A 22,699-nucleotide genomic window follows, 5' to 3' on the forward strand; every position below is an offset into this window, starting at 1 on the left:
CTGGGTGGGCGCGGGCGCGCGGCGCAGCGCATGTCGGTGGCGTGCAAAAGCGAAAGCGTTGGCGCCGGCGTGGGGTTCGATCCGGGCGTTTCCGGATTGAATGCTGGAGGCGTCATGTCGGCACGACCGGGAAGTCGCATACTCCTTGTTGCCTTTGGGTTGTGGGTGGGGCTGCTGCTGCCGGACTGGGGCGTCGCCAGCCCGGCAAACGAAGCCGAACAGCGGCGTGCCGACCTGGAAGCGGTCAAAGAGCGTCTGCGCGAACTGCAAAAGGAGATTGCTGCCACCGAAGCTTCTCACGATAGCGCAGTCGGGGCGCTGGCAGCGGCCGAGCGCGAGGTCTCGCGGCTGGAGCGCCGGCTGCGGCAACTGGCCGCCGAGCGGCAAGAGGCCGAGCAGGCCCTGACCCGTTTGGCGCGCGAGCAGGTCGAAGTCCAGTCCCGTATCGATGCCCGGCAATCCGAACTGGGCGATTGGCTGCGCCGTCATTACATGTTCGGCGCAGCCGACGGGATCGCACCGTTGTTGTCTGCGCGCGATCCGAATCAACTCGCGCGGGATGCGTATTACCTGGAGCACCTCGGTCGTGCCCGGTTGGCGCTGATCGACGCTTTGCGCGGCGATTTGAAGCAAAAGGCCGATTTGGCCGCGGCCGAGGCGGCGCGTCGGGACCGCTTGGCGGCGCTCGAAGTGGAGCAGGCCGCGCGTCGCGCCGAGCTGCAAGCCATGCACGCGACGCGCCAACGCGCGGTGGCCGAGTTGGCCGAGCGTCTCAAGGGGCAGCGTCAGGAGGCTTCCTCGCTGCGTCAGGATGAGCAACGTCTGAGCAAGCTGATCGATGCATTGGTGCGCGCTGCGCGGGCCCAGCAGCGCGCGCGGGAGCAGGCTGCAGCCAGCGCATCCCGTCAGCGCTCGGGGACAGTGAGGTCGCCTGCTCAGCCCGCCGAGCCGGTCGTCGCCACGGTGCGCGAGGCGGCAGGAGCGATGGCGGGTGAAGTCGATTTCGAAAAATTGCGCGGCAAGCTGCGTTTTCCGGTGCGCGGCGAACTCGTCGGCCGCTTCGGCGCTCCAAGGGCCGAAGGCGGCACTAGTTGGCGGGGCGTGTTCATCCGGGCCGCAGGCGGTGCGGATGTGCGCGCGGTGGCGGCGGGCGAGGTGGTGTACTCGGACTGGCTGCGTGGCTTTGGTAATCTGATCATCCTCGACCACGGCAAGGGCTATCTCACCGTGTATGGCAATAATGACGCGCTGCTGCGCGAGGTGGGCGATCGAGTGGCCGGCGGTGACACGATTGCCAGCGTGGGAAGCAGCGGGGGTGTCGAGGAATCCGGTTTATACTTTGAAATCCGCCACGAGGGCCGGCCGGTGGACCCGATGCAGTGGGTCCGGCTCGATTGAGGCGACAGGTGCGTGGCGGCGGTCCGCCAATGGAGTGTTCATGCGTAGCAAGTTGCAAACCATCGGGCTCATCTTTACCGGCGTGCTGGCCGGCATACTGATCAGCCTGAATTTTTCCGCCCAAGCAGACAAGGCGGCCCTGGCGCCTTTGCCGGTCGAAGAACTGCGAGCTTTCGCCGATGTGTTCAACGCCATCAAGCAAGGCTATGTCGAACCGGTCGAAGACAAAAAGCTGATCACCCATGCGATCAGCGGGATGCTGTCGAATCTCGACCCGCACTCGGCGTATCTGGATGCCGAGGCGTTCAAGGAGCTTCAGGTCGGCACGCAGGGCGAGTTCGGCGGCTTGGGCATCGAGGTCGGCATGGAAGACGGCTTCGTCAAGGTGATTTCGCCAATCGAAGACACCCCTGCGTTTCGCGCTGGCGTGCAGGCCGGCGACCTGATCGTCAAGCTGGATGACACCCCGGTCAAAGGCATGACGCTCAACGATGCGGTCAAGCGCATGCGCGGCAAGCCCAACACCCGAATCACTCTGACCATCATGCGTAAAGGGGAGAGCGCGCCGATCGTGCTCACGCTGACCCGCGAGATCATCAAGGTGCGCAGCGTGCGTTCCAAGATTGTCGAACCGGGCTTTGGCTATGTGCGTGTGGCCCAGTTTCAGGAGAACACTGCCGCATCGCTGGTCGAGCATCTGACTAGGCTCAGCGGTGAAGGGGCGCTGAAGGGCTTGGTGCTGGATCTGCGCAACGATCCGGGCGGCCTGCTGCACGGCGCGGTCGGCGTGGCCGGCGCGTTTTTACCGCCCGACACCCTGGTGGTGTCGACCGATGGTCGTGCCGAGGACGCCAAACGTGAATACCGTGTCAGACCCGAGGATTATCTGCGCGGCCGGCGTGACGATTTCCTGCGCGCGCTGCCGGCTGAAATCCGCGATGTGCCGATGGTGGTATTGGTCAACGGTGGATCGGCCTCCGCGTCCGAAATCGTTGCTGGCGCGCTGCAGGATCACAAACGTGCGGTCATCATGGGTACGCAGACTTTTGGCAAGGGTTCGGTGCAAACCATCTTGCCGCTCAACAACAACACTGCGATCAAGCTCACCACGGCGCGTTACTACACACCGAGCGGACGCTCGATTCAGGCCAAGGGCATCGAGCCGGACATCGTGGTCGAGGAAAGCGTCAATGGGTCTTCCCGTCGTATCCGCGAGGTCGATCTGCAAGGCCATCTGAACAACGACCGCTCACCGGAAGAAGCCACGCCGTCTGGCGGCGAGGGAGGGGTCGATCAGGACGAGCCGCCGGTGCGCTTCGAGATGGGCGGCAAGGACGACTACCAGCTCAGTCAAGCGATCAATCTGTTAAAGGGGCTGCAGATCGTCCAGAATAAAAAATAGCGTCAGAAGGTAGGCGCTGAGGAGGGGGAGTGATGCGTCGTGAAACTGCCTATAAGCTGGCCGGACGGCAGCACGAACATACCGTCAGCGCGGCAGGCATCCACAAGGAGCGTGAACTGCGTTTCAAGGCTCTGCCGCCGGGGCAGGTGGAGGCGGCGTATCGCTCCTTGAGGATGCTCAAGGGCTTGCAGGTCGAATGCCGGCCCAACCCGCTGGCGCTGACGGTGCGCTATTCGGTGCTGGAATACTCGATGGAGTCCATCGAGAATGCGCTGCGCGAGGCCGGCTTTGCCCTGGACAACACGCTCTATATGAAGCTGGTGCGGGCGCTGGTTTATTTTTGCGAGGAAACCCAGCGCCACAATCTCGAATCGCCAGAGCGTCTGATCAAAAAGTCCAATGAGGTCTATATCCAAGCCTGGGATCAGCATCCGCACGGCGATCACGACGACACCCCTCCCGAACTGCGCGAGTACAAATAACCGCAACGGCTGTCGGTGCCTGCTGTATAGGGCAGACTGCGTGTGCCACGATTGTTCATGAACGACGATCAACTGCTGCGTTACAGCCGCCACATTTTGCTACCGGAAATCGATGTCCAAGGGCAGCAGGCCATTCTGGGCGCACGGGTGCTGGTCGTCGGCGCCGGTGGTTTGGGCTCGCCCGCTGCCATGTATCTGGCAGCGGCCGGTGTCGGCACCCTGGTGCTAGCCGATGGCGACACCGTCGATTTGACCAACTTGCAGCGTCAGATTTTGCATAGTGAGCACAGTCTGGGACTGAGCAAGGTCGAATCCGCTCGCCAGACCCTACACCGGCTCAATCCTCAGGTGCAGATCGAGCCGTTGGCGGTGCGCCTCGAAGGCGCGGCGCTGGACGAGCAGGTGGCGGCAGCCGATGTGGTGCTCGATTGTTCCGACAACTTTGCCACCCGGCATGCGGTCAACCGCGCTTGTGTGCGTCATCGACGGCCGCTGGTGTCGGGCGCGGCGATCCGTTTCGATGGCCAGGTGTCTGTGTTTGACCTGCGGCACCCGGCTGGGCCGTGCTACAACTGCTTGTTTCCCGAGGCGTTGGAGGCGGAGGATGTGCGTTGCGCGGTGATGGGCGTGTTTGCCCCGATCGTCGGGGTGATTGGCACCATCCAGGCGGCCGAAGCGCTGAAACTGATCATTGGGTGCGGGACCTCGCTCGACGGGCGGCTGCTGTTGCTCGATGGGCTGGCCATGCAGTGGCGCAGCGTCAGCTTGGTGCGCGATCCGGGTTGTACGGTGTGCGCAAGCGTCTGATTGCCGATCTGAACCGCTTAGGTCGCGGGACGGGCCAGCAGCCGCAAGTCGCCGCCGACGAGTCGCAAATCGACGATCCTGAGCCGGATGGCTTCATCGAGTGCGCTCAGTTCAGGCAAACGGAACAAGCCTTGAGCTGCCTCGCCGAGCAAGGTCGGCGCAAGGTAGATGAGCAGCTCATCCACGCAACCGGTGCGCAGTAGGGCGCCGCTCAGCCCGCAGCCGGCTTCGACGTGTACTTCGTTGAACCCGCGCCGGCCCAGTTCATACAGTAACGCCGGCAAGTCGACCTTGCCGTGGCGGTCAGGTAAATAAAGCAATTCCACGCCGCGTTGGCGCAGCGCTGCGGCCTTTGTCGCATCATCCGTAGCGGTGGCGATCAAGCAGTGTCCGTCGGCCAGAATGCGCGCTCGAGTCGATACCTCCAGGCGGGCATCCACCAACACCCGCAGCGGCTGGCGGCTGGCGGGTACGGCGCGAACGGTTAGCTGCGGATCGTCGGCACGCACCGTGCCAATGCCGGTAAGCACCGCGCAGGCCCGCGCACGCCAGCGATGACCGTCGTGCCGTGCGGCTTCGCCCGTGATCCACTGGCTGATGCCGTTATTGAGCGCGGTTTTGCCGTCCAGGGAAGAGGCGGTTTTGATGCGCAGCCAGGGGCGGCCGCGGGTCATGCGTGACACGAAACCGATGTTCAGCTCATAGGCTTGCGCCTGCAGTAAGCCCACGGCGGTATCGATGCCGGCAGCGCGCAGGCGGGCAAGACCTTGGCCGGCGACTTGCGGGTTGGGGTCTTGCATGGCGGCCACAACACGGGTGACGCCGGCTGCGATTAGTGCATCGGCGCACGGCGGAGTGCGTCCATGGTGGGCGCAAGGCTCCAAGGTGACGTAGGCGGTGGCCCCGCGCGCATGTTCGCCCGCGGCACGTAGCGCATGGACTTCGGCGTGCGCCTCGCCGGCGCGCGCGTGCCAACCTTCGCCAACGATTTTCCCTTCCTTGGCCAAGACGCAGCCCACGCGCGGATTTGGCGTGGTGGTCTCCAACCCCCGTTCGGCCAGCGCCAGTGCGCGGGCCATCAGCGCATGATCAGTGGCCGAAAAGGTCATGCTCGGGTTCTGCCGGTGCCGCAGGCCCCTTGCGACCGCGCCGCGGCTTCGCCTGGACCTCACGGATCACACTGGAGAATTCATCGACGTCGGCAAAGTTGCGATACACCGAGGCAAAGCGGATGTAAGCCACTTTGTCGAGCTTTTTCAGCTCTTTCATCACCAATTCACCGACCTGCTCGCTGGGGATTTCGGGCTCGCCCATCGATAGCAGGCGGGCCTCGATGCGGTCGACCGCGGCTTCCAGTGCTTCGGTGGTCACTGGGCGCTTGCGCAGCGCAAGCTGCATGCTACCCACCAGTTTGGCATGGTCGAATTCAGTACGGTTACCGTTACGCTTGACGATGTGCGGCATCTTGAGATCGATGCGCTCATAGGTGGTGAAGCGTTTGTCGCACTTCGAGCAGCGTCGGCGACGGCGAACGACATCGCCGTCCTCGTTTTCGCGAGTGTCGGTGACCTGAGTGTTGGGATCGCCGCAAAAGGGGCACTTCATCTGCGGTGCCTGTGCTGGGGGTTTTCAGAGGGTAGGGGATCGCGCCGCACCGCCCGCCAGCGCCTACTACTTGCCGTAGACCGGAAAGCGAGCGCAAAGCTCGGCGACCTGGCCGCGCACTCGCTCGATCACCGTCGGGTTGTCCGGTGCGTCGAGCACATCGGCGATCAGGTGAGCGATCTTTTCCGCTTCGATCTCGGTAAAACCTCGGGTGGTCATCGCCGGTGAGCCGATCCGGATTCCGGAGGTGACGAAAGGCTTTTCCGGGTCTTTGGGGATGGCGTTTTTGTTGACCGTGATGTGGGCCTGACCGAGCGCCGCCTCCGCCGCTTTACCGGTGATTTGCTTGGCGCGCAAATCGACCAGAAAGACATGGCTTTCGGTGCGGCCGGAGACGATGCGCAGGCCGCGCTCTTCGCCCAGCACGCGGGCCATCACACGGGCATTGGCAATGACTTGTTCCTGGTAGTTGCGGAACGCGGGGCTGGCCGCTTCCTTGAAGGCTACTGCTTTGGCAGCGATCACATGCTCCAGGGGGCCGCCTTGCAAGCCGGGGAAAATGGCCGAGTTGATGGCTTTTTCGTGTTCGGCGCGCATTAAAATGATGCCCCCGCGCGGACCGCGCAGCGTTTTATGGGTGGTCGACGTGACCACGTCGGCATGCGGCACCGGATTGGGATAGTAACCCGCTGCAATCAGGCCGGCGTAGTGGGCCATGTCCACCCAGAAAATGGCGCCTACTTCCTTGGCCACCCGGGCAAAGCGCTCCCAGTCGATGCGCAGCGAATAGGCCGAGGCCCCGGCGACGATGATCTTGGGTTTGTGCTCGCGGGCCAGCCGCTCCATCGCCGCGTAGTCAATTTCTTCTTTTTCGTCCAAGCCGTAGGCCACCACGTTGAACCATTTGCCGGACATGTTGAGCGGCATGCCGTGGGTGAGATGGCCACCTTCGGCCAAGCTCATGCCCATGATGGTATCGCCCGGCTGGGCGAACGCCATCAGCACCGCCTGGTTGGCCTGGGAGCCGGAGTTGGGTTGCACGTTGGCGGCTTCTGCGCCGAACAGCGCTTTGAGCCGGTCGATGGCCAGCTGCTCGATCACATCCACATGCTCGCAGCCGCCGTAGTAACGCTTACCCGGGTAGCCTTCGGCGTATTTGTTGGTAAGCTGGGAACCTTGGGCTTCCATGACCGCGTAGGAAACATAGTTTTCAGACGCGATCAGTTCGATATGGTCTTCCTGACGGCGGTTTTCCGCCTGCACGGCGGCCCACAGCTCCGGATCGACCTTGGCGAGGGTGTCTTGCGAAGAGAACATTCGACAGGCTCGGAAAGGTTGTTTTAAAAGCGGATATTACCATGCGCCCAGCCGGTGCATGGGGCGTCCAAGGCGTTAGAGCGGATGCGGTTTCAGGCGTTGGACAGTTCGTCGCGTGTGTGGTGCAGGTGGGACTGGTCGGCCCAGGAGACCAGGCGCCAGTGGTCGCTGCCGATTTCCAGCCAGTTCAGCGCGGCGTTGGGGATGGCGAAGTCGCGTGCCGTGTCGAGCGGCTTGCCGGTTGCCAGCCGTCGGGCGATGTCGAGCACGCCACCGTGGGTGACGACCAACACCTGTTCGCCGGGGTGGCGCGCGGCAATTTCCTGCAGGGTGTAGCGGATGCGTTTGGCAAAGTCTGACAGGCTCTCGCCGCCGCCCGGGAAAACGAAGTCAGGGTCGCGCGCAAGAAAGCGCGCATACGCCTGCGGATGGCGCGCCTGTGCTTCGTCATAGGTCAGGCCCTGGAAAAAACCGTAGTGCCGTTCGCGCAAACGGCTGTCGGTGATGACGGCAAGAGACAGCGTTTGGCTCGCGGCTTGCGCGGTTTGCCGGGCGCGTGCCAAGTCGCTGGCGTAGATCGCGGCAAAGCGATGACATCTTAGCGCCACTGCCGTTGCGCGGGCCTGGGCATCCCCCTGGTCATTCAGGGGGATGTCCAAATGGCCCTGCAGGCGCCGTTCGGCGTTCCAGGCGGTCTCGCCGTGGCGGACCAGGCAGAGCGCGGTGGGGCTTACCATCCGCCGTTGTCGCCGCCGGCCGGCGCGCCCCAGCCGCCGTCAGACGGCGGCGCTTGGATTTGAATGCTGTCCAGATCGACCTGGACCTTCTCGTCCAGGTTGCCGGTGACGATTTCCGGGAAAGCGATGATCAGCGCTAGCATCAAAATTTGGATGCACACGAAAGCGACCGAACCGCGGTAGATCTGCGTGGTCCTGACGCCGTCGACGCGTTTGCCGGTCACCCTGTCGATGAACGCACCGACCGGTGCCACGCTGCGCAGATAGAACAGCGCAAAGCCGAAGGGCGGCGTCAGGAACGAGGTTTGCAGGTTGAGCGCGATCATTACCCCAAACCAGATCAGATCGATGCCCAGCTTATCGGCCACCGGGGCGAGCAAGGGGATCAGAATGAAGGCGATCTCGAAGAAATCCAGGAAGAAGCCCAGGAAGAAGATCACCGCATTGACAAAGATCAAGAAGCCCAATTGCCCGCCCGGCAGCTTATCGAACAGATGCTCGACCCATTCTTTTCCGTCGATTGCGGTGAAGGTGAAGCTGAATACGGTGGCACCAATCAAAATGAACAACACGAACACCGACAGCTTTGTGGTGGATTCGAGCGCCTCGCGCAGTTTGACCAAGTCCAAGCGCTTGCGCGATACCGCCATGATCATGGCACCGACTGCGCCCATCGCGCCGCCTTCTGTGGGCGTGGCAATACCGAGGAAGATGGTGCCGAGCACCAGGAAGATCAGCGCCAGCGGCGGGATCAACACGAAGGTGAAGCGCTCGGCGATCTGCGACAGCAGTCCAAGACGCAGCAGGCGGTTGAGGCCGGCAAGCAGCAGGGCGAGCGCAGTGCCGAAGGTCAGCGCGATGACCACCACTTCTTCCAGCGTGGTGACGACTTCGCGCCCTTCGATGGCACTGAGAATGGTGTCGTAATTGGCCCCAAAAAGCGTCGAGATACCAACCACCAAAGACAAAAACACCAACAGCGAGCGCAAACCGGATGCGCCGTTGGGTTCGCGGTAGCGGATGGCTTCCGGCGGCAGGGCGGGGACCGTCTGCGGGCGGAAGATCGCCAGTCCGATGATGAACAGGGCGTACAAGCCGACCAGCATGAAAGCCGGAATGAAGGCGCCTTTGTAGATATCGCCCACGCTGCGCCCGAGTTGGTCGGCCATGACGATCAGCACCAGCGATGGCGGAATGGCCTGGGCCAGCGTGCCGGAGGCAGTGATCACGCCGCAGGCGATCGGCCGACTGTAACCGTAACGCAGCATGATGGGCAGTGAGATCAGGCCCATCGAGATCACCGAGGCCGCCACCACGCCGGTGGTTGCGGCCAGCAGCGCGCCGACGAAGATGACCGCCAGCGCCAGGCCGCCCCGTACCGGGCCGAATACCTGCCCGGCAGTGTCGAGCAAATCCTCCGCCATGCCGCTGCGTTCGAGGATCAGCCCCATCAGCGTGAAAAACGGAATCGCCAACAGGATGTCGTTTTGCATGATGCCGAACACCCGCAGTGGCAGGGCTTGGAACAAGGTGCTGGGCAAAAGTCCCAGTTCCATGCCGATGAAGCCAAACAGCAGGCCGCAAGCCGACAGTGCGAAGGCGACCGGGAAGCCGGAAAGCAGGAAAAAGACCACCGATCCGAACATGATCGGGGCAAGATTGGCGGCGACGAATTCCATCACTGACGAACCTCGCCCGATACGTTGTCTTGGGTGCCGCAGGCCGCTGCAGGTGACGCGGCATGAGCGTCGGCTTCATGCGCCAGCGGGTCCGGACCGGCACCGGCCAGGTAGGCAATGCGTTTGATGAGCTCGGAGATGCCTTGCAGTGCAAGCAGCGCAAAACCCGCCGGCACCAGCGCATAGAGCGGCCAGCGGATCAGTCCGCCGGCGTTGGAAGACACTTCACCGGTTTCATACGCTGCAACCAGCACCGGCCAGGCAAAGGCGGAAAGTAGGTAGCACATTGGCAACAGGAAGAAGATGATGCCGCCGATGTCGATCAGGGTACGGGTGCGCTTGGAGAGCTTATTGGCCAGCACGTCGATGCGCACATGAGCGTTTTGCAAAAAAGCGTATCCCGCGCCGAGCATGAACACGGCTGCGAACAGATACCACTGGATCTCCAGCATGGCGTTGGAACCGATATTCAAGCCCTTGCGGGCAATGGCGTTGGCGGCGCTGATCAGCGTTGCTGCCAGGATCAGCCAGATGACGGAGCGGCCGATCAGGCGGGTCAGCGTATCGATCAAGTGTGAGATTTTCAGCAGCGTTCCCATGGCGGGTCGGGTCTTACAAGATAGAGATGGCGCCCGGCACGGGCACCGCGGCCGCGCCTGCGGTGGCGATGCAGGCGGGCGCAAAAAAAGCCCGCCGCAGCGAAACGGCAGGCATCGCGATGCGATTTACAGCTTCTGGGCGGCCATGTACTGGTCGTAGCTGCCGTCGGCGATCGGAACCCACTGATACTGGTCGCGCATGAAGCGCTCATAGTCGCCGAACACCTTTTTCCAGTTCGGGTTTTTGTCCATCAGCTCGGCGTAGACTTCGTTACGGGCCTTCAGCGCAGCATCCATGACATCGCGCGGGAAGCGGTTGACCTTGGCCCCTTCGGCGATCAGTTGCTTCAGGGCGACCGGGTTGCGCGCATCGTACATGGCCTGCATGTTCACATGTGCATGCGAGGCGGCCGCCTGGACGATGGCCTTGTATTCGTTCGACAGGCTGTTCCACTGTTTGTCGTTGATATAGAGCGACACTTGGGCGCCGCCTTCCCACCAGCCTGGGTAGTAGTAGAACGGAGCCACTTTGTGGAAACCCAGCTTGTGGTCGTCATAAGGGCCCACCCATTCGGCGGCGTCGATGGTGCCGCGCTCGAGCGCCTGGTAAAGCTCTCCGCCAGGGATGTTTTGCGGCACACCGCCCAATTTGGCGATGACACGGCCGGCAAAGCCGCCCAGGCGCATTTTAAGGCCGTTGATGTCGGCCGCGGATTTGATTTCCTTGCGGTACCAGCCGCCCATCTGCGCGCCGGTGTTGCCCATTGGGAAGTTGACGATGTTGTACTGCGCTAGAAATTCGCGCATCAGTTTCATGCCGTTACCGTCATACATCCAGGCGGTGATGCCGCGAGAGTTCATGCCGAACGGAATCGCGGTATCAATGGCAAAGGTTTCGTCCTTGCCAAAGAAATAGTAGCCGCAAGTGTGGCAGCACTCGACGGTACCCTGCTGGACGGCATCGACCACGCCAAAAGCGGGCACCAGCTCGCCCGGCGCGTGAACGCTGATCTGGAAACGGCCGCCGGTCATGTCGGAGACCAGCTTGGCGAACACTTCGGCCCCGCCATGGATGGTATCCAGCGATTTCGGGAAGCTGGACGCCAGGCGCCAGCGGATTTGCTGCTGGGCCTGAACCAGGGCGGGGGCGGAGCCGGCGGCGAGGATACCGGCCAGACCAGCGCTCTTGATGAATTTGCGACGTTCCACGATCTCTCCTTTGCTTGTGATGTTATGGCGAAGCGAGAACGATTATAGGGATTCGACCCCGGTGGAAAACCGCGGAAAACCCTAACCTTGGTGGTACGGCGAACCGATTGGGGTGCTCAGCGCCCGGCGACTTTCATGCGTTCGATCAGCAGCGAGCCGCAATGCTTGGCGCCGCGCGGCAAGGCATCGTTGCCCACCGCGACGATGCTGCGGAACATGTCGCGCAGATTGCCGGCGATGGTGATTTCTTCTACCGGGTGCTTGATGCGCCCTTTCTCCACCCAGAAACCGGCCGCGCCCCGCGAATAGTCACCGGTGACATAATTCACCCCGTGGCCGAGCAGTTCGGTGACCACCAGACCGCGGTCCATCTTCTTCAACAGACCATCGAAATCCAGCTCACCGGCGGCGACCCGCAAGTTGTGCGAGCCGCCGGCGTTACCGGTGGTCTGCATGCCGAGCTTGCGGGCGGTGTAGGTGGACAAGAAGTAACCTTGCAGCACTCCATCGACCACGACCTCGCGGTCATGGGTGGCCACGCCGTCGTTATCGAACGGCGTGCTGCCGAAGGCGCAACGGATGTGCGGGCGCTCGGCGATGTGGATGAGCGGCGAAAACACCTGCTTGCCCAGGCTGTCGAGCAGAAACGATGACTTGCGGTACAGCGCGCCGCCGCTTGCGGCCTGGACGAAGTTGCCGATCAGTCCAACGGCCAGTGGCGCTTCGAACAGCACCGGCGCTTCGCAGGTGCGGATTTTTTTTGCGCCCAGGCGAGCCACCGCGCGTTCGGCGGCACGGCGGCCGACTTCTTCGGCGCTCATCAGCTCGTCCGCTTTGCGCCGACTGTCGTACCAGTACTCGCGCTGCATGCCGTCGCCCTCGCCCGCGATCACCGAGCATGACAGACCGTGCCGGGTCGAGGCATAGCCGCCCACGAAGCCCAGGCTGTTGGCCGAGACGAAGTGCGAACGTTGCGCCGACACCGAGGCGCCCTCGGAATTGGTCACCTTGTTGCTGGTGGCGAAGGCGGCTTCCTCGCAGCGATGAGCGAGCGCGATGGCTTGTTCCACGCTGAGCGTCCAGGGGTGATCCAGGTCGAGGTCCGGGCAGTCTTTGGCCAGCAGCGCCGCGTCGGCCAGGCCGGCGCAAGGGTCGGGGGCGGTAAAGCGGGCAATCGACATGGCCGCTTCCACCGTGGCCTTGAGCGCCTTGCGCGAAAAGTCCGAGGTGCTCGCATGGCCGCGCTGCTGGCCGACATAGACGGTGACGCCGATGCCTTTGTCGCGGTTGTACTCGATTGTGTCGACTTCGCCACGGCGTACCGTTACGGTTTGGCCTACCCCTTCCGACACCTCGGTCGCGCAGGCCGAGGCACCGCACTTGCGGGCAAACTTGAGCACATCGGCGGCGATCTCTTGCAATTGCTGGTGAGAAAAGGCGAAATCCTGAGCAGACATGGGCATGGGACCGAAAGGCGCAAAGGCTATAATCTTACCCCGATCACACCGCCATCCCGACTCCATGATGCAAGACCTTCACGACGGTTCCGGTCAGCACTTCGATGAGCCGAGCAAAAGCCAGCGCAAGCGACAGATGCATGCATTGCAGGAGCTGGGCGAACAGCTGGTCGCGCTGTCGGCCGAGCGGCTGCGCAAGGTGCCGATGCCCGAGGCGCTCTTCGACGCGGTACGCGACGCCCAGCGTTTTACCTCGCATGGCGCGCGTCGCCGGCAGATGCAGTACATCGGCAAGCTGATGCGCACCATCGATCCGGCGCCTATTCAGGCCGAGCTCGATGCCTTCAATGGCGTCTCGAAGGCCGAAACCGCGCGGATGCATCGATTGGAGAAATTGCGCGCCGATTTGCTCGAAGACGAGACGGTGCTTAGCACGCTGGCCCAGCGCTGGCCACAGGCCGATCTGCAGCAGTTGCGCACGCTGCGTCGCAATGCGCTCAAGGAGCGCGAGCAGAACAAACCACCACGGGCTTTTCGCGAGTTGTTCCGTTTGTTGCGCGAACTGGATGAAAGTGAAAGCGCCCGCCTGCTGGCCCAGGGCGGTCAGCACGATGTGAGTACCAACACCGGGGAGCGGTCATGAGCCAGACGATGCGTATCGGTTTATTGTCAATCAGCGATCGTGCCGCCGATGGCACCTATGAAGACCAGGGTATTCCGGCCTTGCGCGACTGGCTGGGGCGGGCGCTGCGCTCGCCGTGGCAAGCGGTGTGCCGACTGATTCCGGATGAGCGTGCGTTGATCGAGCGCACTCTGATCGAGTTGGCCGATGTCGAAGGCTGTCATCTCATTCTGACCACCGGCGGCACCGGTCCGTCGCCACGCGATGTGACGCCCGAGGCCACTTTGGCGGTGGCCGACAAGGAAATGCCCGGCTTCGGCGAGGAAATGCGTCGCATCAGCCTGAACTTTGTGCCCACCGCCATCCTGTCCCGCCAAGTTGCAGTGATTCGTGGTCAGACGCTGATCATTAACCTGCCCGGTCAGCCCAAGTCGATCCGCGAGACGCTCGAGGGGGTGCGTGCGGCAGACGGCAGCGTCAGTCATGTGGGCATCTTCGCGGCGGTTCCCTACTGCGTGGACCTGATCGGCGGGCCGTACATGGAAACCGACGAGTCGGTGGTCCGGGCCTTCCGGCCCAAAAGCGCAATCCGCCCGCGCCCGTAGGCGCGGCCGATGCTGCCTCTACCGGGGTACGATGCGGATCACCTTGTTCTTGATCTGCGGGCAACCCGGCCCGCCGGCCGCCAGCTGCCGGCGCCGTTCTAGTTCGCGCCACCAGCCGCGCACGCCCAGCAGGGCAGCCAGCGCCAGGGCGTAGAGCAGCGGTTCGAGCACATCGGCTTTGACCAGCCACCAAAAATGCACTACGCCCAGCACCGCGATGGCATATACCGAACGGTGCAACGCCTGCCAGCGCCGCCCGCCAAGGCGGCCGATGGCGAAGGCGTTGGAAGTGGCGGCCAGCGGCACCATCAGCACGAAGGCGGCCAAGCCCACGGTCACGTAGGGGCGTTCCAGGATATCGTGGGCGATCAGCGTCCAGTCGAGCCACAAATCCAGCCACAGCCAGTTGGCCAAGTGGGCGCAGGCCCAGGCAAAGGCGAACAGCCCCAGCATGCGGCGCAGGCGGAGCAGCCAGTGTATTCCAGTGAGCCGGCGTAGCGGGGTGACGGCCAGGGTGATCAATAGCATGCGCAACGTCCATTCGCCGGTTGCGTGCTGCAGGGCTTGGATCGGGTTGGCGCCCAGGGTGCCGCTAAACCAGCCTGCGGCCAGATGCGCCGCCGGTATCGAGCAGAGCAAGAACACCGCCATTTTGATGAAAGCGATCTGACGGGCAGTGGGTATGCGCAGGTTCATCGGTACGAGAAGGTCAGAACAAAGTCAGAAATTCGTCTTGAGATCCATGCCCTGATAGAGCTGGGCCACCTGTTCGGCGTAGCCGTTGAACATCAGTGTGGGGCGGCGGCGTAGTTCGCCGATGCGTCGCTCGGTGGCCTGGCTCCAGCGCGGGTGCGAGACCTCGGGATTGACGTTGGCGTAGAAGCCGTATTCATGCGGGGCGGCGGTGTTCCAGGCGGTGGCGGGTTGCCGCTCGGTGAGCCGGATGGCGACCAGTGACTTGATGCTCTTGAAACCATACTTCCACGGCACCACGATGCGCAACGGCGCGCCATTTTGTGCCGGCAGCAGCTCGCCGTACAGCCCAAAGGTGAGCAGGGTGAGCGGATGCAAGGCTTCGTCCAGACGCAGCCCCTCGGTGTAGGGCCAATCCAGCACCGGCCGGCGCAGCATGATCTGCGGGTCATAGTGGGTGACGAAGGCCACGTATTTCGCGCTGCCCAGCGGTTCGACCGCGCGCAGCAGCGCAGCCAGCGGATAACCGACCCAGGGCACAACCATGGACCATGCCTCGACGCAGCGCAGCCGATAAATGCGCTCTTCGAGCGGGGCGAGCTTGCGCAACGTATCGATGTCGAACGTCTGCGGCTTGTTGACCAGGCCCTCGACCCTCACGGTCCACGGTTCCAGTGCCATGCGCACAGCGTTCTTGGCCGGGTCTTCCTTATCGGTGCCGAATTCGTAGAAGTTGTTATAACGCGTGACCGCTTCAAAAGGAGTGGGCGTCTCGTCGGTGCGGTAGGGGCCGGCAATGAGCGGGCCGAGCGCGCTCGCCGCACGCGCCTCGGGCAACAGTCCATGCCACAGTGCGGTGGCGGCAGCTACCCCCAGGCCAGCGTGGCGGAGGAATTCGCGCCGGCGTTCGAATTGCTCGCGCGGGGTGATCTCCGAAGGCGGAATGTCTGCAGGGCATTTGATGAGCATGAATTGAGGCTCGCAAAAGCGATCAGAGGCCCGACGGTGAAGCCGGTTTCACAAGCTGTCGTGGCCTTGTGACTCCCTGTTGTTGGCCAAGGTTCAAACCGGCTGGACGCACGCCCTGCACGGGCTGCTAGAATCGTCAGTTCCCCAACGTCAGTGCAAGAGTCCGGTCATGTCTGCCTCGGTGAAAATTCATATCGACGACGTCCGCATTCAGGAAATCAAGGAACTCGTGCCACCGGCGCATGTGCTGCGCGAGTTTCCGGCCAGCCATAAGGCTGCGGAAGTCACCTACGAGGCGCGCCAGGCCATTCATCGCATTTTGTACGGTGCGGACGATCGGCTGTTGGTGGTGATCGGTCCGTGCTCGATCCACGATGCCGATGCCGCGCTGGAATACGCCGAGCGGCTGAAGAAAGAAGCCGACCGCCTCAAGGACGATCTTCTGGTGGTCATGCGGGTGTATTTTGAAAAGCCTCGCACCACGGTGGGCTGGAAGGGGCTGATCAACGACCCCTATTTGGATAACAGCTTCCGCATCAACGAAGGCGTGCGCTTGGCGCGCAAGCTGTTGTGGGAGATCAACGAACGCGGCCTGCCGGCGGGCACCGAGTTTCTCGACATGATCACCCCGCAATACATTGCCGACCTGATCTCCTGGGGGGCGATCGGTGCGCGTACCACCGAAAGCCAGGTGCATCGCGAACTCGCCTCCGGCCTGTCTTGCCCGGTGGGCTTCAAGAACGGCACCGATGGCAATGTGAAAATTGCCATCGATGCGATCAAGGCGGCGCAGTCGCCGCATCATTTTCTCTCGGTCACCAAGGCCGGCCATTCGGCCATTGTGTCGACCCGCGGCAACGAGGATTGCCACATCATCCTGCGCGGCGGCAAAACGCCCAACTATGACGCCGCCAGCGTGGATGCCGCCTGTAAAGAGCTGGCTGCGGCCAGCGTGGCGGCGAAGGTGATGATCGACTTTTCGCATGCCAACTCCAGCAAGCAGCACCGCCGTCAGATCGATGTGGCACGCGATGTGGCCGCTCAGATGGCCGCGGGCGAGGCGCGCATCATCGGTGTGATGGTCGAATCCCACCTCAAGGAAGGCCGTCAGGATCTGGTGCCGGGCAAGGCGCTGGAATACGGCAAGAGCATTACCGATGCCTGCATCGGCTGGGAGGACAGCGTCGAAGTGCTGGATCTGCTTGCCGAGGCCGCGCGCGCGCGGCGGATCAAACGCGCGGCCGAAATGGAGTAAGACGAGTTTGTAGCCGCAGCCCCGCTTGGCATGCGCTCAATGTAGCCGCCCGGTGCCGCACTGCGGGCGCGGGCTGTAGCCCCAAAGCAGGGCCCAGTCGTATTCGGGCAGAAGGCGCAATTGGTCATCGTGGGCGTAACCCAGGATACGCAGATCGGTGTCGGCGAATAGGCGATGCAGCGGCTGCGCATGGCGACGGCCATCCGCTGCCAGCAGCGCGAGCGCCTCGCGTGGCTGGGTAGTGCCGTGACGGCGGCAGACCATGGCCAGTTCGCCGTTTGACAATCGCACCAGACTGCCGGGCGGAAAACGTCCCAGACGGCGGACCAACAGGCGCGCCAGGTGATGATCCAATTGGCGCAGGTCCCGGCCGAATACATGCTCCAGCAGTTGATCGTGGGTGCCGGTTTTGGCCAGATTCCAAAAATGCGGACCTCTGCCACGTCGGCCAAGCAGGCGCGCGGCGAACACATCGGCTACGCGCAGGATGCGCCCGCCCAGGGAAATTTCGCTGCGCTGCAGGCTGCGCGGATAGCCGCTGCCGTCGATATTTTCATGGTGTTCGGCCACCGCGCGCAGCCATTGGTCCGGCAAAGGGCCTAGACCGGCGAGCAGTTTGGCGGCCTGCATAGGATGGCGCACCAGCGCTGCGCGCGCGTGTTCATCGGGCGCTTCGCGGTGAGTGTACATCTGGTCGTGCAAGGCCAGGCTGCCCAGGTTCATGGTGAGTGCGGCGCCAACCAAATGGCTGACCGCCTGCTGGGGCAAGCCGTGGGCGTCGCCGATTTCGGCGGCAAACAGCGCGGCCAGCATGAGTTGGCCGATCGCAGGTGAAACCGGGCGGGCCAGACGTGCCAGGCCAATGCACGCGTCGGGGTCTAAACGCCACGCGGCATGGTATTGCTCGGCCAGATCGATGAAGGTGTCGGCGGTCGGGCTGTGGCCGCTGACCACTAGGCGTTCGAGTACCGCAAGCGCTTCGCCTGCGTCTTGCAGGGTGCGCGGTGGTGTGGGTGTCAATGTGGGCGCGGCGCTCTCAGCCCGGCAATAGAAACGCCGCCTTGTGGCAGACGTGAAGATGCTCGCTGCCAGCGTCAGCCCCTGACGCAGTAACAAGTTGCCCCGCTCATCGAATAGATCGAAAGGGGCGGGTCTGCCGCCCAGCTCGGGCGGCAGCATGATCGGGCGAAGGATGGCAGAGGACATGGCAAAACTTCCGGGCAGATTGGCGCGGCCGTCTGACCGCATGACAAGGGTGAGAAAGCGATATCCGTGCCAGTCAGGATGCGTAGAATGCGCGCACCTTGTTCTGCGCTCATTTTCAGGGCTGCTTAGCTGATGTCGCGTTTGATTTTGTTCAACAAACCTTTTGGGGTGCTGTGTCAATTCACTGCTGAGCCGGGGCGTTCCACGCTCAAGGACTTCATCCCGATACCCGGTGTCTATGCCGCTGGCCGCCTGGATGCGGACAGCGAGGGGCTGCTGTTGCTCACCGATGACGGCGCCCTCCAGCACCGCATTACCGATCCGCGCCACAAGCTGCCCAAGACCTATCTGGTGCAGGTCGAGGGTACGCCGGACGAGGCGGCGCTGGCTGCGCTGCGTGCCGGAGTGGATCTGGGCGATTTCGTCACCCGGCCCTGTAAGGTGCGCCGGGTGGCCGAACCGGACTGGTTGTGGCCGCGCGATCCACCGGTGCGGTTTCGCAAAACGGTGCCCACCTGTTGGCTGGAGATTGTGCTGCGTGAGGGTAAAAACCGTCAGGTGCGGCGGATGACGGCCAAAGTCGGCTTGCCGACTTTGCGCCTGGTGCGGGTGGCCATCGGCAACTGGGACCTGGGCGGATTGGCGCCCGGGCAGTGGCGTATGGAAGCGAACTCGCTTGCGGTGGCCGCTCGCCCAAGGCAGCTTGGCCGGGGGGTTGCGGGCGGTCGCGGGCGTCGGCCGGCGGGTTAGAATGCCGGCGGTGGTAGTGCGAGGTGTGCCGACATGAAATCCGTTTTGGGTCTGCGTTTTGTGCTTGCCGCACTGGCCGGCATGTTGTCTGTGTCCACGGTGTCGGCTCAAACCGGGCTGCCGATGGTCGAACTCAGTGCCGGTATGTACCGCATCGAGGCTGAGGTGGCGCACACGCCCCAGTCGCGTCAGATCGGGCTGATGAACCGTCGGATGCTGCCGGCGCAGCGCGGCATGGTATTCGTTTTCCCGCAGGCCGCGCGCCACTGTATGTGGATGAAGAACACCTACATCCCTTTGTCGGTGGCTTTCATCGGCCAAGACGGTCGTATCCTCAATATCGCCGACATGACTCCGCACAGCGAACAGAGCCACTGTGCGATCGATGCTGCGCGCTACGCCCTGGAAATGAACCGCGGCTGGTTTGCCGACAAGGGGCTGGGCGCTGGAACCCCGATCCGCGGGCTGGAGCGGCTGCCCGCTGCGCAGTGAGCTCTGGCCCTGCTAAGGGCCGAATTGAAGCGTTTTCCCCCGTCTTATTGTCCGGCAAGCGTTGCCGGGTGCCGGCCATAATTGCCGCATGTCGATCTTCGTCCGCCTTGACCTTTGCGCAGGGCGGCGCAGCCGGAGCCGGCAGTGGCCGAAGAAAGCGATCTCGAAAAAACAGAACAGCCCTCACCGAGGCGACTGGAGCAAGCCCGCGAGGAAGGGCAGGTTCCGCAGTCGCGTGAGCTGTCGACCTTCCTGGTGACCCTCACCGGGGTGGCCGTGCTCTGGCTGCTCGGTGGCTGGTTTGCCGAGCGCATGTTCATGCTGACCCGCCGTGGAGTGGTGTTTGACCGCGAAGCGGCATTCGATCACACCTTGCTGATCGACCGTTTGCAAGATGTGCTGGGCGGTGCGCTGATGACTTTGCTACCGCTGTTTCTGGCATTGATGATTGCCGCCGTGGCCGCACCCTTGATGCTCGGCGGCCTGGTGTTTGCACCCAAGGCGCTGGGTTTCAAATTCGACCGCATGGACCCGATCAAAGGTTTAGGGCGGATGTTTTCGGTCCATGGCCTGATGGAGATGGTCAAGGCCATGCTCAAGGCGCTGCTGGTAGGTGGCGTAGGTGCGCTGGTGCTGTGGCACACACGGGATCACATTTTCGATCTGATGACCGAGCCGCTCGAAGTGAGCATGCCGGACTTTGCCGATACGGTGATCTTCACCACCTTGTTGATATCGCTTAGCCTGGGCCTTTTGGCATTGATGGACGTGCCGTTTCAGCTTTGGCAATACCAAAAGAAGTTGCGCATGACCAAGGAAGAGGTCAAGCGTGAAAACAAGGAACAGGAAGGCGATCCGCAGATCAAGGGCCGCATCCGCGCCGCGCAGCGCGAGTTGGCGCGCCGGCGCATGATGGCCGCGGTACCCGAGGCCGATGTGGTGGTGACCAACCCGACGCACTTCTCGGTGGCCTTGAAGTACGATCCGGCCAAGATGGGCGCGCCGGTCGTGGTGGCCAAAGGGCGTGGCGAGGTGGCCTTGAAGATTCGTGAAATCGCCACCGAGCACCGGGTGCCACTGCTCGAAGCGCCGCCTCTGGCGCGCGCCTTGTACGCGCACTGCGATCTGGATCAGGCCATTCCGGCGGCGCTCTATACCGCGGTGGCCGAGGTGATGGCATACATCTATCAGCTCAACCACTGGATGGAAAACGGCGGCCTGCCGCCCGAGGCGCCCACCGAGCTACCGGTGCCCGACGGCATGGATCCTGGCGCGTCCGACTGAACGATCGATTGCGAATCTGAATGAACGACATCCTCAACTTGCGCGAGCTGTTTACCTCCGGGCGACTTCGTCAACTGGCTGCGCCGGTGCTCATCGTCATGATCCTGTCGATGATGGTGCTGCCCCTACCGGTGTTTTTGCTCGATGTGTTCTTCACCTTCAACATCGCGTTGTCGGTGATGGTGATGATGGTGGCGATGTACACCAAAAAACCGTTGGATTTCTCGGTTTTTCCCACGGTGCTGTTGGTGACCACGCTGCTGCGGCTGTCGCTCAACGTGGCCTCCACCCGTATCGTGCTGCTCGAAGGCCATGCTGGCGGCGACGCCGCGGGCAAGGTCATCGAGGCATTCGGCAAGGTGCTGGTGGGCGGCAATGTGGCGGTTGGCCTGGTGGTGTTCGTGATTCTCACGGTGATCAACTTCGTGGTCATCACCAAGGGCGCCGGCCGCATCGCCGAAGTCAGTGCACGCTTCACCCTGGATGCGATGCCGGGCAAGCAGATGGCGATCGACGCCGACCTCAACGCCGGCTTGATCGATGAGAAAGAGGCCAAGCGCCGGCGGCGCGAAATTGGCCAGGAGTCGGACTTTTTCGGCGCCATGGACGGTGCTTCCAAGTTCGTCCGCGGCGATGCCGTGGCGGGCATCTTGATCCTGCTGATCAATATTCTGGGCGGACTTTTCGTCGGTGTCGTCCAGCATGACATGGCGGTTGCCGAGGCCGGCCGCACCTATGCCCTATTGACCATCGGCGATGGTCTGGTGGCGCAGATTCCGGCGCTGATCATCTCGGTGGCCGCCGGCCTGGTGGTGTCGCGTGTGGGCGACGATGGCGATATCGGCAGCCTGGTCATCGGCCAGGTGTTTGCCCATCCGCAGGTGATGTTTCTCACCGCTGCAATCATCGGCATTCTGGGCTTGATTCCAGGCATGCCCAATTTTGTGTTTTTGCTGCTGGCGGCGGCAATCGGTGCTTGGGGATGGCACTTGCAGCGCAAGGCGCAGGCCGCGGCGGCTGCCGAGGCGCCTGCCGCCGCGGTGGCCGCGCCCCCGCCGCAGGAGGCGCAGGAAGCCAGCTGGAACGACGTTTCCCCGGTCGATGTGCTCGGCCTGGAGGTGGGCTATCGGTTGATTCCCTTGGTGGATAAGGGACAGGACGGCGAACTGCTCAAACGCATCCGCGGTCTGCGCAAGAAGTTTGCCCAGGAGGTCGGTTTCCTGCCCGCGCCGGTGCATATCCGCGACAACCTGGAGCTCAAGCCGAATGCCTACCGGATTGCCCTCAAGGGTGTGGAAATCGGCAGCGGCGAAGCGTATCCGGGGCAGTATCTGGCGATCAATCCGGGACGGGTGACCGGGCCGCTGCAAGGGCGCGAAACCAAGGACCCGGCCTTCGGTCTGCCGGCCTATTGGATCGATGCCGGCCAGCGCGAACAGGCGCATGCGCTCGGTTACACCGTGGTCGATGCCAGTACCGTGGTCGCCACCCATTTGAACCATCTGATCCTCAATCATGCCGCCGAATTGCTCGGTCGCCAGGAAACCCAGGCTCTGCTCGATCACATCGGCAAAGATTCGCCCAAGCTGGTCGAAGATCTGGTGCCCAAGGTGCTGCCGGTGGCGACCGTGCAGCGTGTGCTGCAGAACCTGTTGGAAGAAGGCGTCAATATCCGCGATATGCGCACCATCATCGAGGTGCTGGCCGAACATGCGCCACGCAACCAGGATCCGGTCGAGCTGACCGCCAAAGTGCGCGAGGCGCTGGGCCGGGCCATCGTGCAGTCGCTGTTCCCCGGCAATGCCGAACTGCAAGTGATGGCGCTCGAACCCGGTCTGGAACGCATCCTGTTGCAAGCGGTGAACGCCGGTGGCGAGGGCGGGGCGATCGAGCCGGGGCTGGCCGATACGTTGTTGCGCCAGACTGCGCAAATCGCTCAGCGCCAGGAAGACATCGGCCTGCCGCCGGTGCTGCTGGTGCCGGCGCCGCTACGCATGTTGCTGTCACGTTTCCTGCGCCGCGCAGTGCCTTCGCTGAAAGTCATCGCCAATTCCGAAGTGCCCGAATCGCGCACCATCCGTGTGACCGCGATGATCGGCGGCAACGCTTGAATACGGCGCAAGCGGTTTTT

General features: G+C 63.0%; 22 protein-coding genes. 11 read left to right on the forward strand and 11 right to left on the reverse strand.

Annotated features, from left to right (window positions below; translation table 11 throughout):
• Positions 1 to 114: 114 nt before the first annotated feature.
• The 4 genes from DIE29_RS04330 to DIE29_RS04345 are packed head-to-tail and all read left to right on the forward strand — an operon-like array spanning position 115 to position 4,089.
• Entirely contained in the window at positions 115 to 1,398 is a 1,284-nt protein-coding gene (locus DIE29_RS04330) for a murein hydrolase activator EnvC family protein (RefSeq protein ID WP_114649307.1), read from the forward strand.
• 40 nt (positions 1,399 to 1,438) lie between these two features.
• Entirely contained in the window at positions 1,439 to 2,800 is a 1,362-nt protein-coding gene (locus DIE29_RS04335) for a S41 family peptidase (RefSeq protein ID WP_114649308.1), read from the forward strand.
• A 32-nt stretch (positions 2,801 to 2,832) separates the two neighbouring features.
• Positions 2,833 to 3,282, forward strand: a complete 450-nt coding sequence (locus DIE29_RS04340; protein WP_114649309.1) for a hypothetical protein — start codon at positions 2,833 to 2,835, stop codon at positions 3,280 to 3,282.
• A 57-nt stretch (positions 3,283 to 3,339) separates the two neighbouring features.
• A complete protein-coding gene (locus tag DIE29_RS04345; RefSeq protein ID WP_114649310.1) occupies positions 3,340 to 4,089 on the forward strand; it encodes a HesA/MoeB/ThiF family protein in 750 nt (249 codons plus the stop codon).
• Positions 4,090 to 4,106: 17 nt separating this feature from the next.
• On the opposite strand, the gene ribD is transcribed toward DIE29_RS04345, so the two are convergent.
• The 8 genes from ribD to pmbA form a co-directional block, all read right to left on the reverse strand.
• Positions 4,107 to 5,198 carry a bifunctional diaminohydroxyphosphoribosylaminopyrimidine deaminase/5-amino-6-(5-phosphoribosylamino)uracil reductase RibD gene (gene ribD / locus DIE29_RS04350; RefSeq protein ID WP_114649311.1) on the reverse strand — a complete coding sequence of 364 codons (1,092 nt, stop codon included), beginning with the start codon at positions 5,196 to 5,198 and terminating at the stop codon, positions 4,107 to 4,109.
• Positions 5,179 to 5,694 (reverse strand): transcriptional regulator NrdR, encoded by a 516-nt coding sequence (gene nrdR, locus DIE29_RS04355; protein WP_114649312.1) that lies wholly within the window; start codon positions 5,692 to 5,694, stop codon positions 5,179 to 5,181. Before nrdR ends, ribD begins: the two co-directional genes overlap by 20 nt.
• Positions 5,695 to 5,760: 66 nt before the next feature.
• Positions 5,761 to 7,011 (reverse strand): serine hydroxymethyltransferase, encoded by a 1,251-nt coding sequence (gene glyA / locus DIE29_RS04360; RefSeq protein ID WP_114649313.1) that lies wholly within the window; start codon positions 7,009 to 7,011, stop codon positions 5,761 to 5,763.
• Positions 7,012 to 7,103: 92 nt separating this feature from the next.
• On the reverse strand, positions 7,104 to 7,748 hold the full coding sequence (locus DIE29_RS04365; protein WP_114649314.1) for a histidine phosphatase family protein: 645 nt from the start codon (positions 7,746 to 7,748) through the stop codon (positions 7,104 to 7,106).
• Positions 7,742 to 9,430, reverse strand: a complete 1,689-nt coding sequence (locus DIE29_RS04370) for a TRAP transporter large permease (RefSeq protein ID WP_114649315.1) — start codon at positions 9,428 to 9,430, stop codon at positions 7,742 to 7,744. The genes DIE29_RS04365 and DIE29_RS04370 overlap by 7 nt, the downstream gene beginning before the upstream one ends.
• On the reverse strand, positions 9,427 to 10,026 hold the full coding sequence (locus DIE29_RS04375; RefSeq protein WP_114649316.1) for a TRAP transporter small permease subunit: 600 nt from the start codon (positions 10,024 to 10,026) through the stop codon (positions 9,427 to 9,429). Before DIE29_RS04375 ends, DIE29_RS04370 begins: the two co-directional genes overlap by 4 nt.
• Before the next feature lie 126 nt (positions 10,027 to 10,152).
• The gene (locus DIE29_RS04380) at positions 10,153 to 11,235 is read right to left on the reverse strand and encodes a TRAP transporter substrate-binding protein (protein WP_114649317.1); all 1,083 of its coding nucleotides are present in this window, start codon (positions 11,233 to 11,235) and stop codon (positions 10,153 to 10,155) included.
• A 116-nt stretch (positions 11,236 to 11,351) separates the two neighbouring features.
• Positions 11,352 to 12,692, reverse strand: a complete 1,341-nt coding sequence (gene pmbA, locus DIE29_RS04385) for a metalloprotease PmbA (RefSeq protein ID WP_114649318.1) — start codon at positions 12,690 to 12,692, stop codon at positions 11,352 to 11,354.
• A gap of 64 nt (positions 12,693 to 12,756) precedes the next feature.
• On the opposite strand from pmbA, the gene yjgA reads away from it, so the two are divergent.
• Positions 12,757 to 13,335, forward strand: coding sequence for a ribosome biogenesis factor YjgA (yjgA, locus tag DIE29_RS04390; RefSeq protein WP_114649319.1), 579 nt, complete (start codon positions 12,757 to 12,759; stop codon positions 13,333 to 13,335).
• Positions 13,332 to 13,919 carry a molybdopterin adenylyltransferase gene (mog, locus tag DIE29_RS04395; RefSeq protein ID WP_114649320.1) on the forward strand — a complete coding sequence of 196 codons (588 nt, stop codon included), beginning with the start codon at positions 13,332 to 13,334 and terminating at the stop codon, positions 13,917 to 13,919. The genes yjgA and mog overlap by 4 nt, the downstream gene beginning before the upstream one ends.
• Positions 13,920 to 13,937: 18 nt before the next feature.
• On the opposite strand, the gene DIE29_RS04400 is transcribed toward mog, so the two are convergent.
• Complete coding sequence (locus DIE29_RS04400) at positions 13,938 to 14,615, reverse strand: protein-methionine-sulfoxide reductase heme-binding subunit MsrQ (RefSeq protein ID WP_114649321.1); 678 nt, start codon at positions 14,613 to 14,615, stop codon at positions 13,938 to 13,940.
• A 24-nt stretch (positions 14,616 to 14,639) separates the two neighbouring features.
• The gene (gene msrP, locus DIE29_RS04405) at positions 14,640 to 15,581 is read right to left on the reverse strand and encodes a protein-methionine-sulfoxide reductase catalytic subunit MsrP (RefSeq protein WP_114649322.1); all 942 of its coding nucleotides are present in this window, start codon (positions 15,579 to 15,581) and stop codon (positions 14,640 to 14,642) included.
• Between the two features lie 169 nt (positions 15,582 to 15,750).
• On the opposite strand from msrP, the gene aroG reads away from it, so the two are divergent.
• Positions 15,751 to 16,836, forward strand: a complete 1,086-nt coding sequence (aroG, locus tag DIE29_RS04410; RefSeq protein WP_114649323.1) for a 3-deoxy-7-phosphoheptulonate synthase AroG — start codon at positions 15,751 to 15,753, stop codon at positions 16,834 to 16,836.
• Between the two features lie 36 nt (positions 16,837 to 16,872).
• Here the strand turns inward: aroG and DIE29_RS04415 are convergent, their stop codons facing one another.
• Positions 16,873 to 18,042, reverse strand: a complete 1,170-nt coding sequence (locus DIE29_RS04415; RefSeq protein ID WP_162860588.1) for an HD-GYP domain-containing protein — start codon at positions 18,040 to 18,042, stop codon at positions 16,873 to 16,875.
• A gap of 132 nt (positions 18,043 to 18,174) precedes the next feature.
• On the opposite strand from DIE29_RS04415, the gene DIE29_RS04420 reads away from it, so the two are divergent.
• The 4 genes from DIE29_RS04420 (at position 18,175) to flhA (ending at position 22,679) form a co-directional block, all read left to right on the forward strand.
• Entirely contained in the window at positions 18,175 to 18,792 is a 618-nt protein-coding gene (locus DIE29_RS04420; RefSeq protein WP_102041135.1) for an rRNA large subunit pseudouridine synthase E, read from the forward strand.
• 33 nt (positions 18,793 to 18,825) lie between these two features.
• Positions 18,826 to 19,284: a DUF192 domain-containing protein gene (locus DIE29_RS04425; protein ID WP_237269509.1), complete on the forward strand. Its 459-nt coding sequence runs from the start codon at positions 18,826 to 18,828 to the stop codon at positions 19,282 to 19,284.
• A gap of 144 nt (positions 19,285 to 19,428) precedes the next feature.
• Positions 19,429 to 20,568, forward strand: a complete 1,140-nt coding sequence (flhB, locus tag DIE29_RS04430; RefSeq protein ID WP_102041136.1) for a flagellar biosynthesis protein FlhB — start codon at positions 19,429 to 19,431, stop codon at positions 20,566 to 20,568.
• A 20-nt stretch (positions 20,569 to 20,588) separates the two neighbouring features.
• Positions 20,589 to 22,679 carry a flagellar biosynthesis protein FlhA gene (gene flhA / locus DIE29_RS04435; RefSeq protein ID WP_114649325.1) on the forward strand — a complete coding sequence of 697 codons (2,091 nt, stop codon included), beginning with the start codon at positions 20,589 to 20,591 and terminating at the stop codon, positions 22,677 to 22,679.
• Positions 22,680 to 22,699 lie beyond the last annotated feature (20 nt).

This window comes from Pseudothauera hydrothermalis (assembly GCF_003345255.1).
In the GTDB taxonomy this organism is placed as follows: Bacteria; Pseudomonadota; Gammaproteobacteria; order Burkholderiales; family Rhodocyclaceae; genus Pseudothauera; species Pseudothauera hydrothermalis.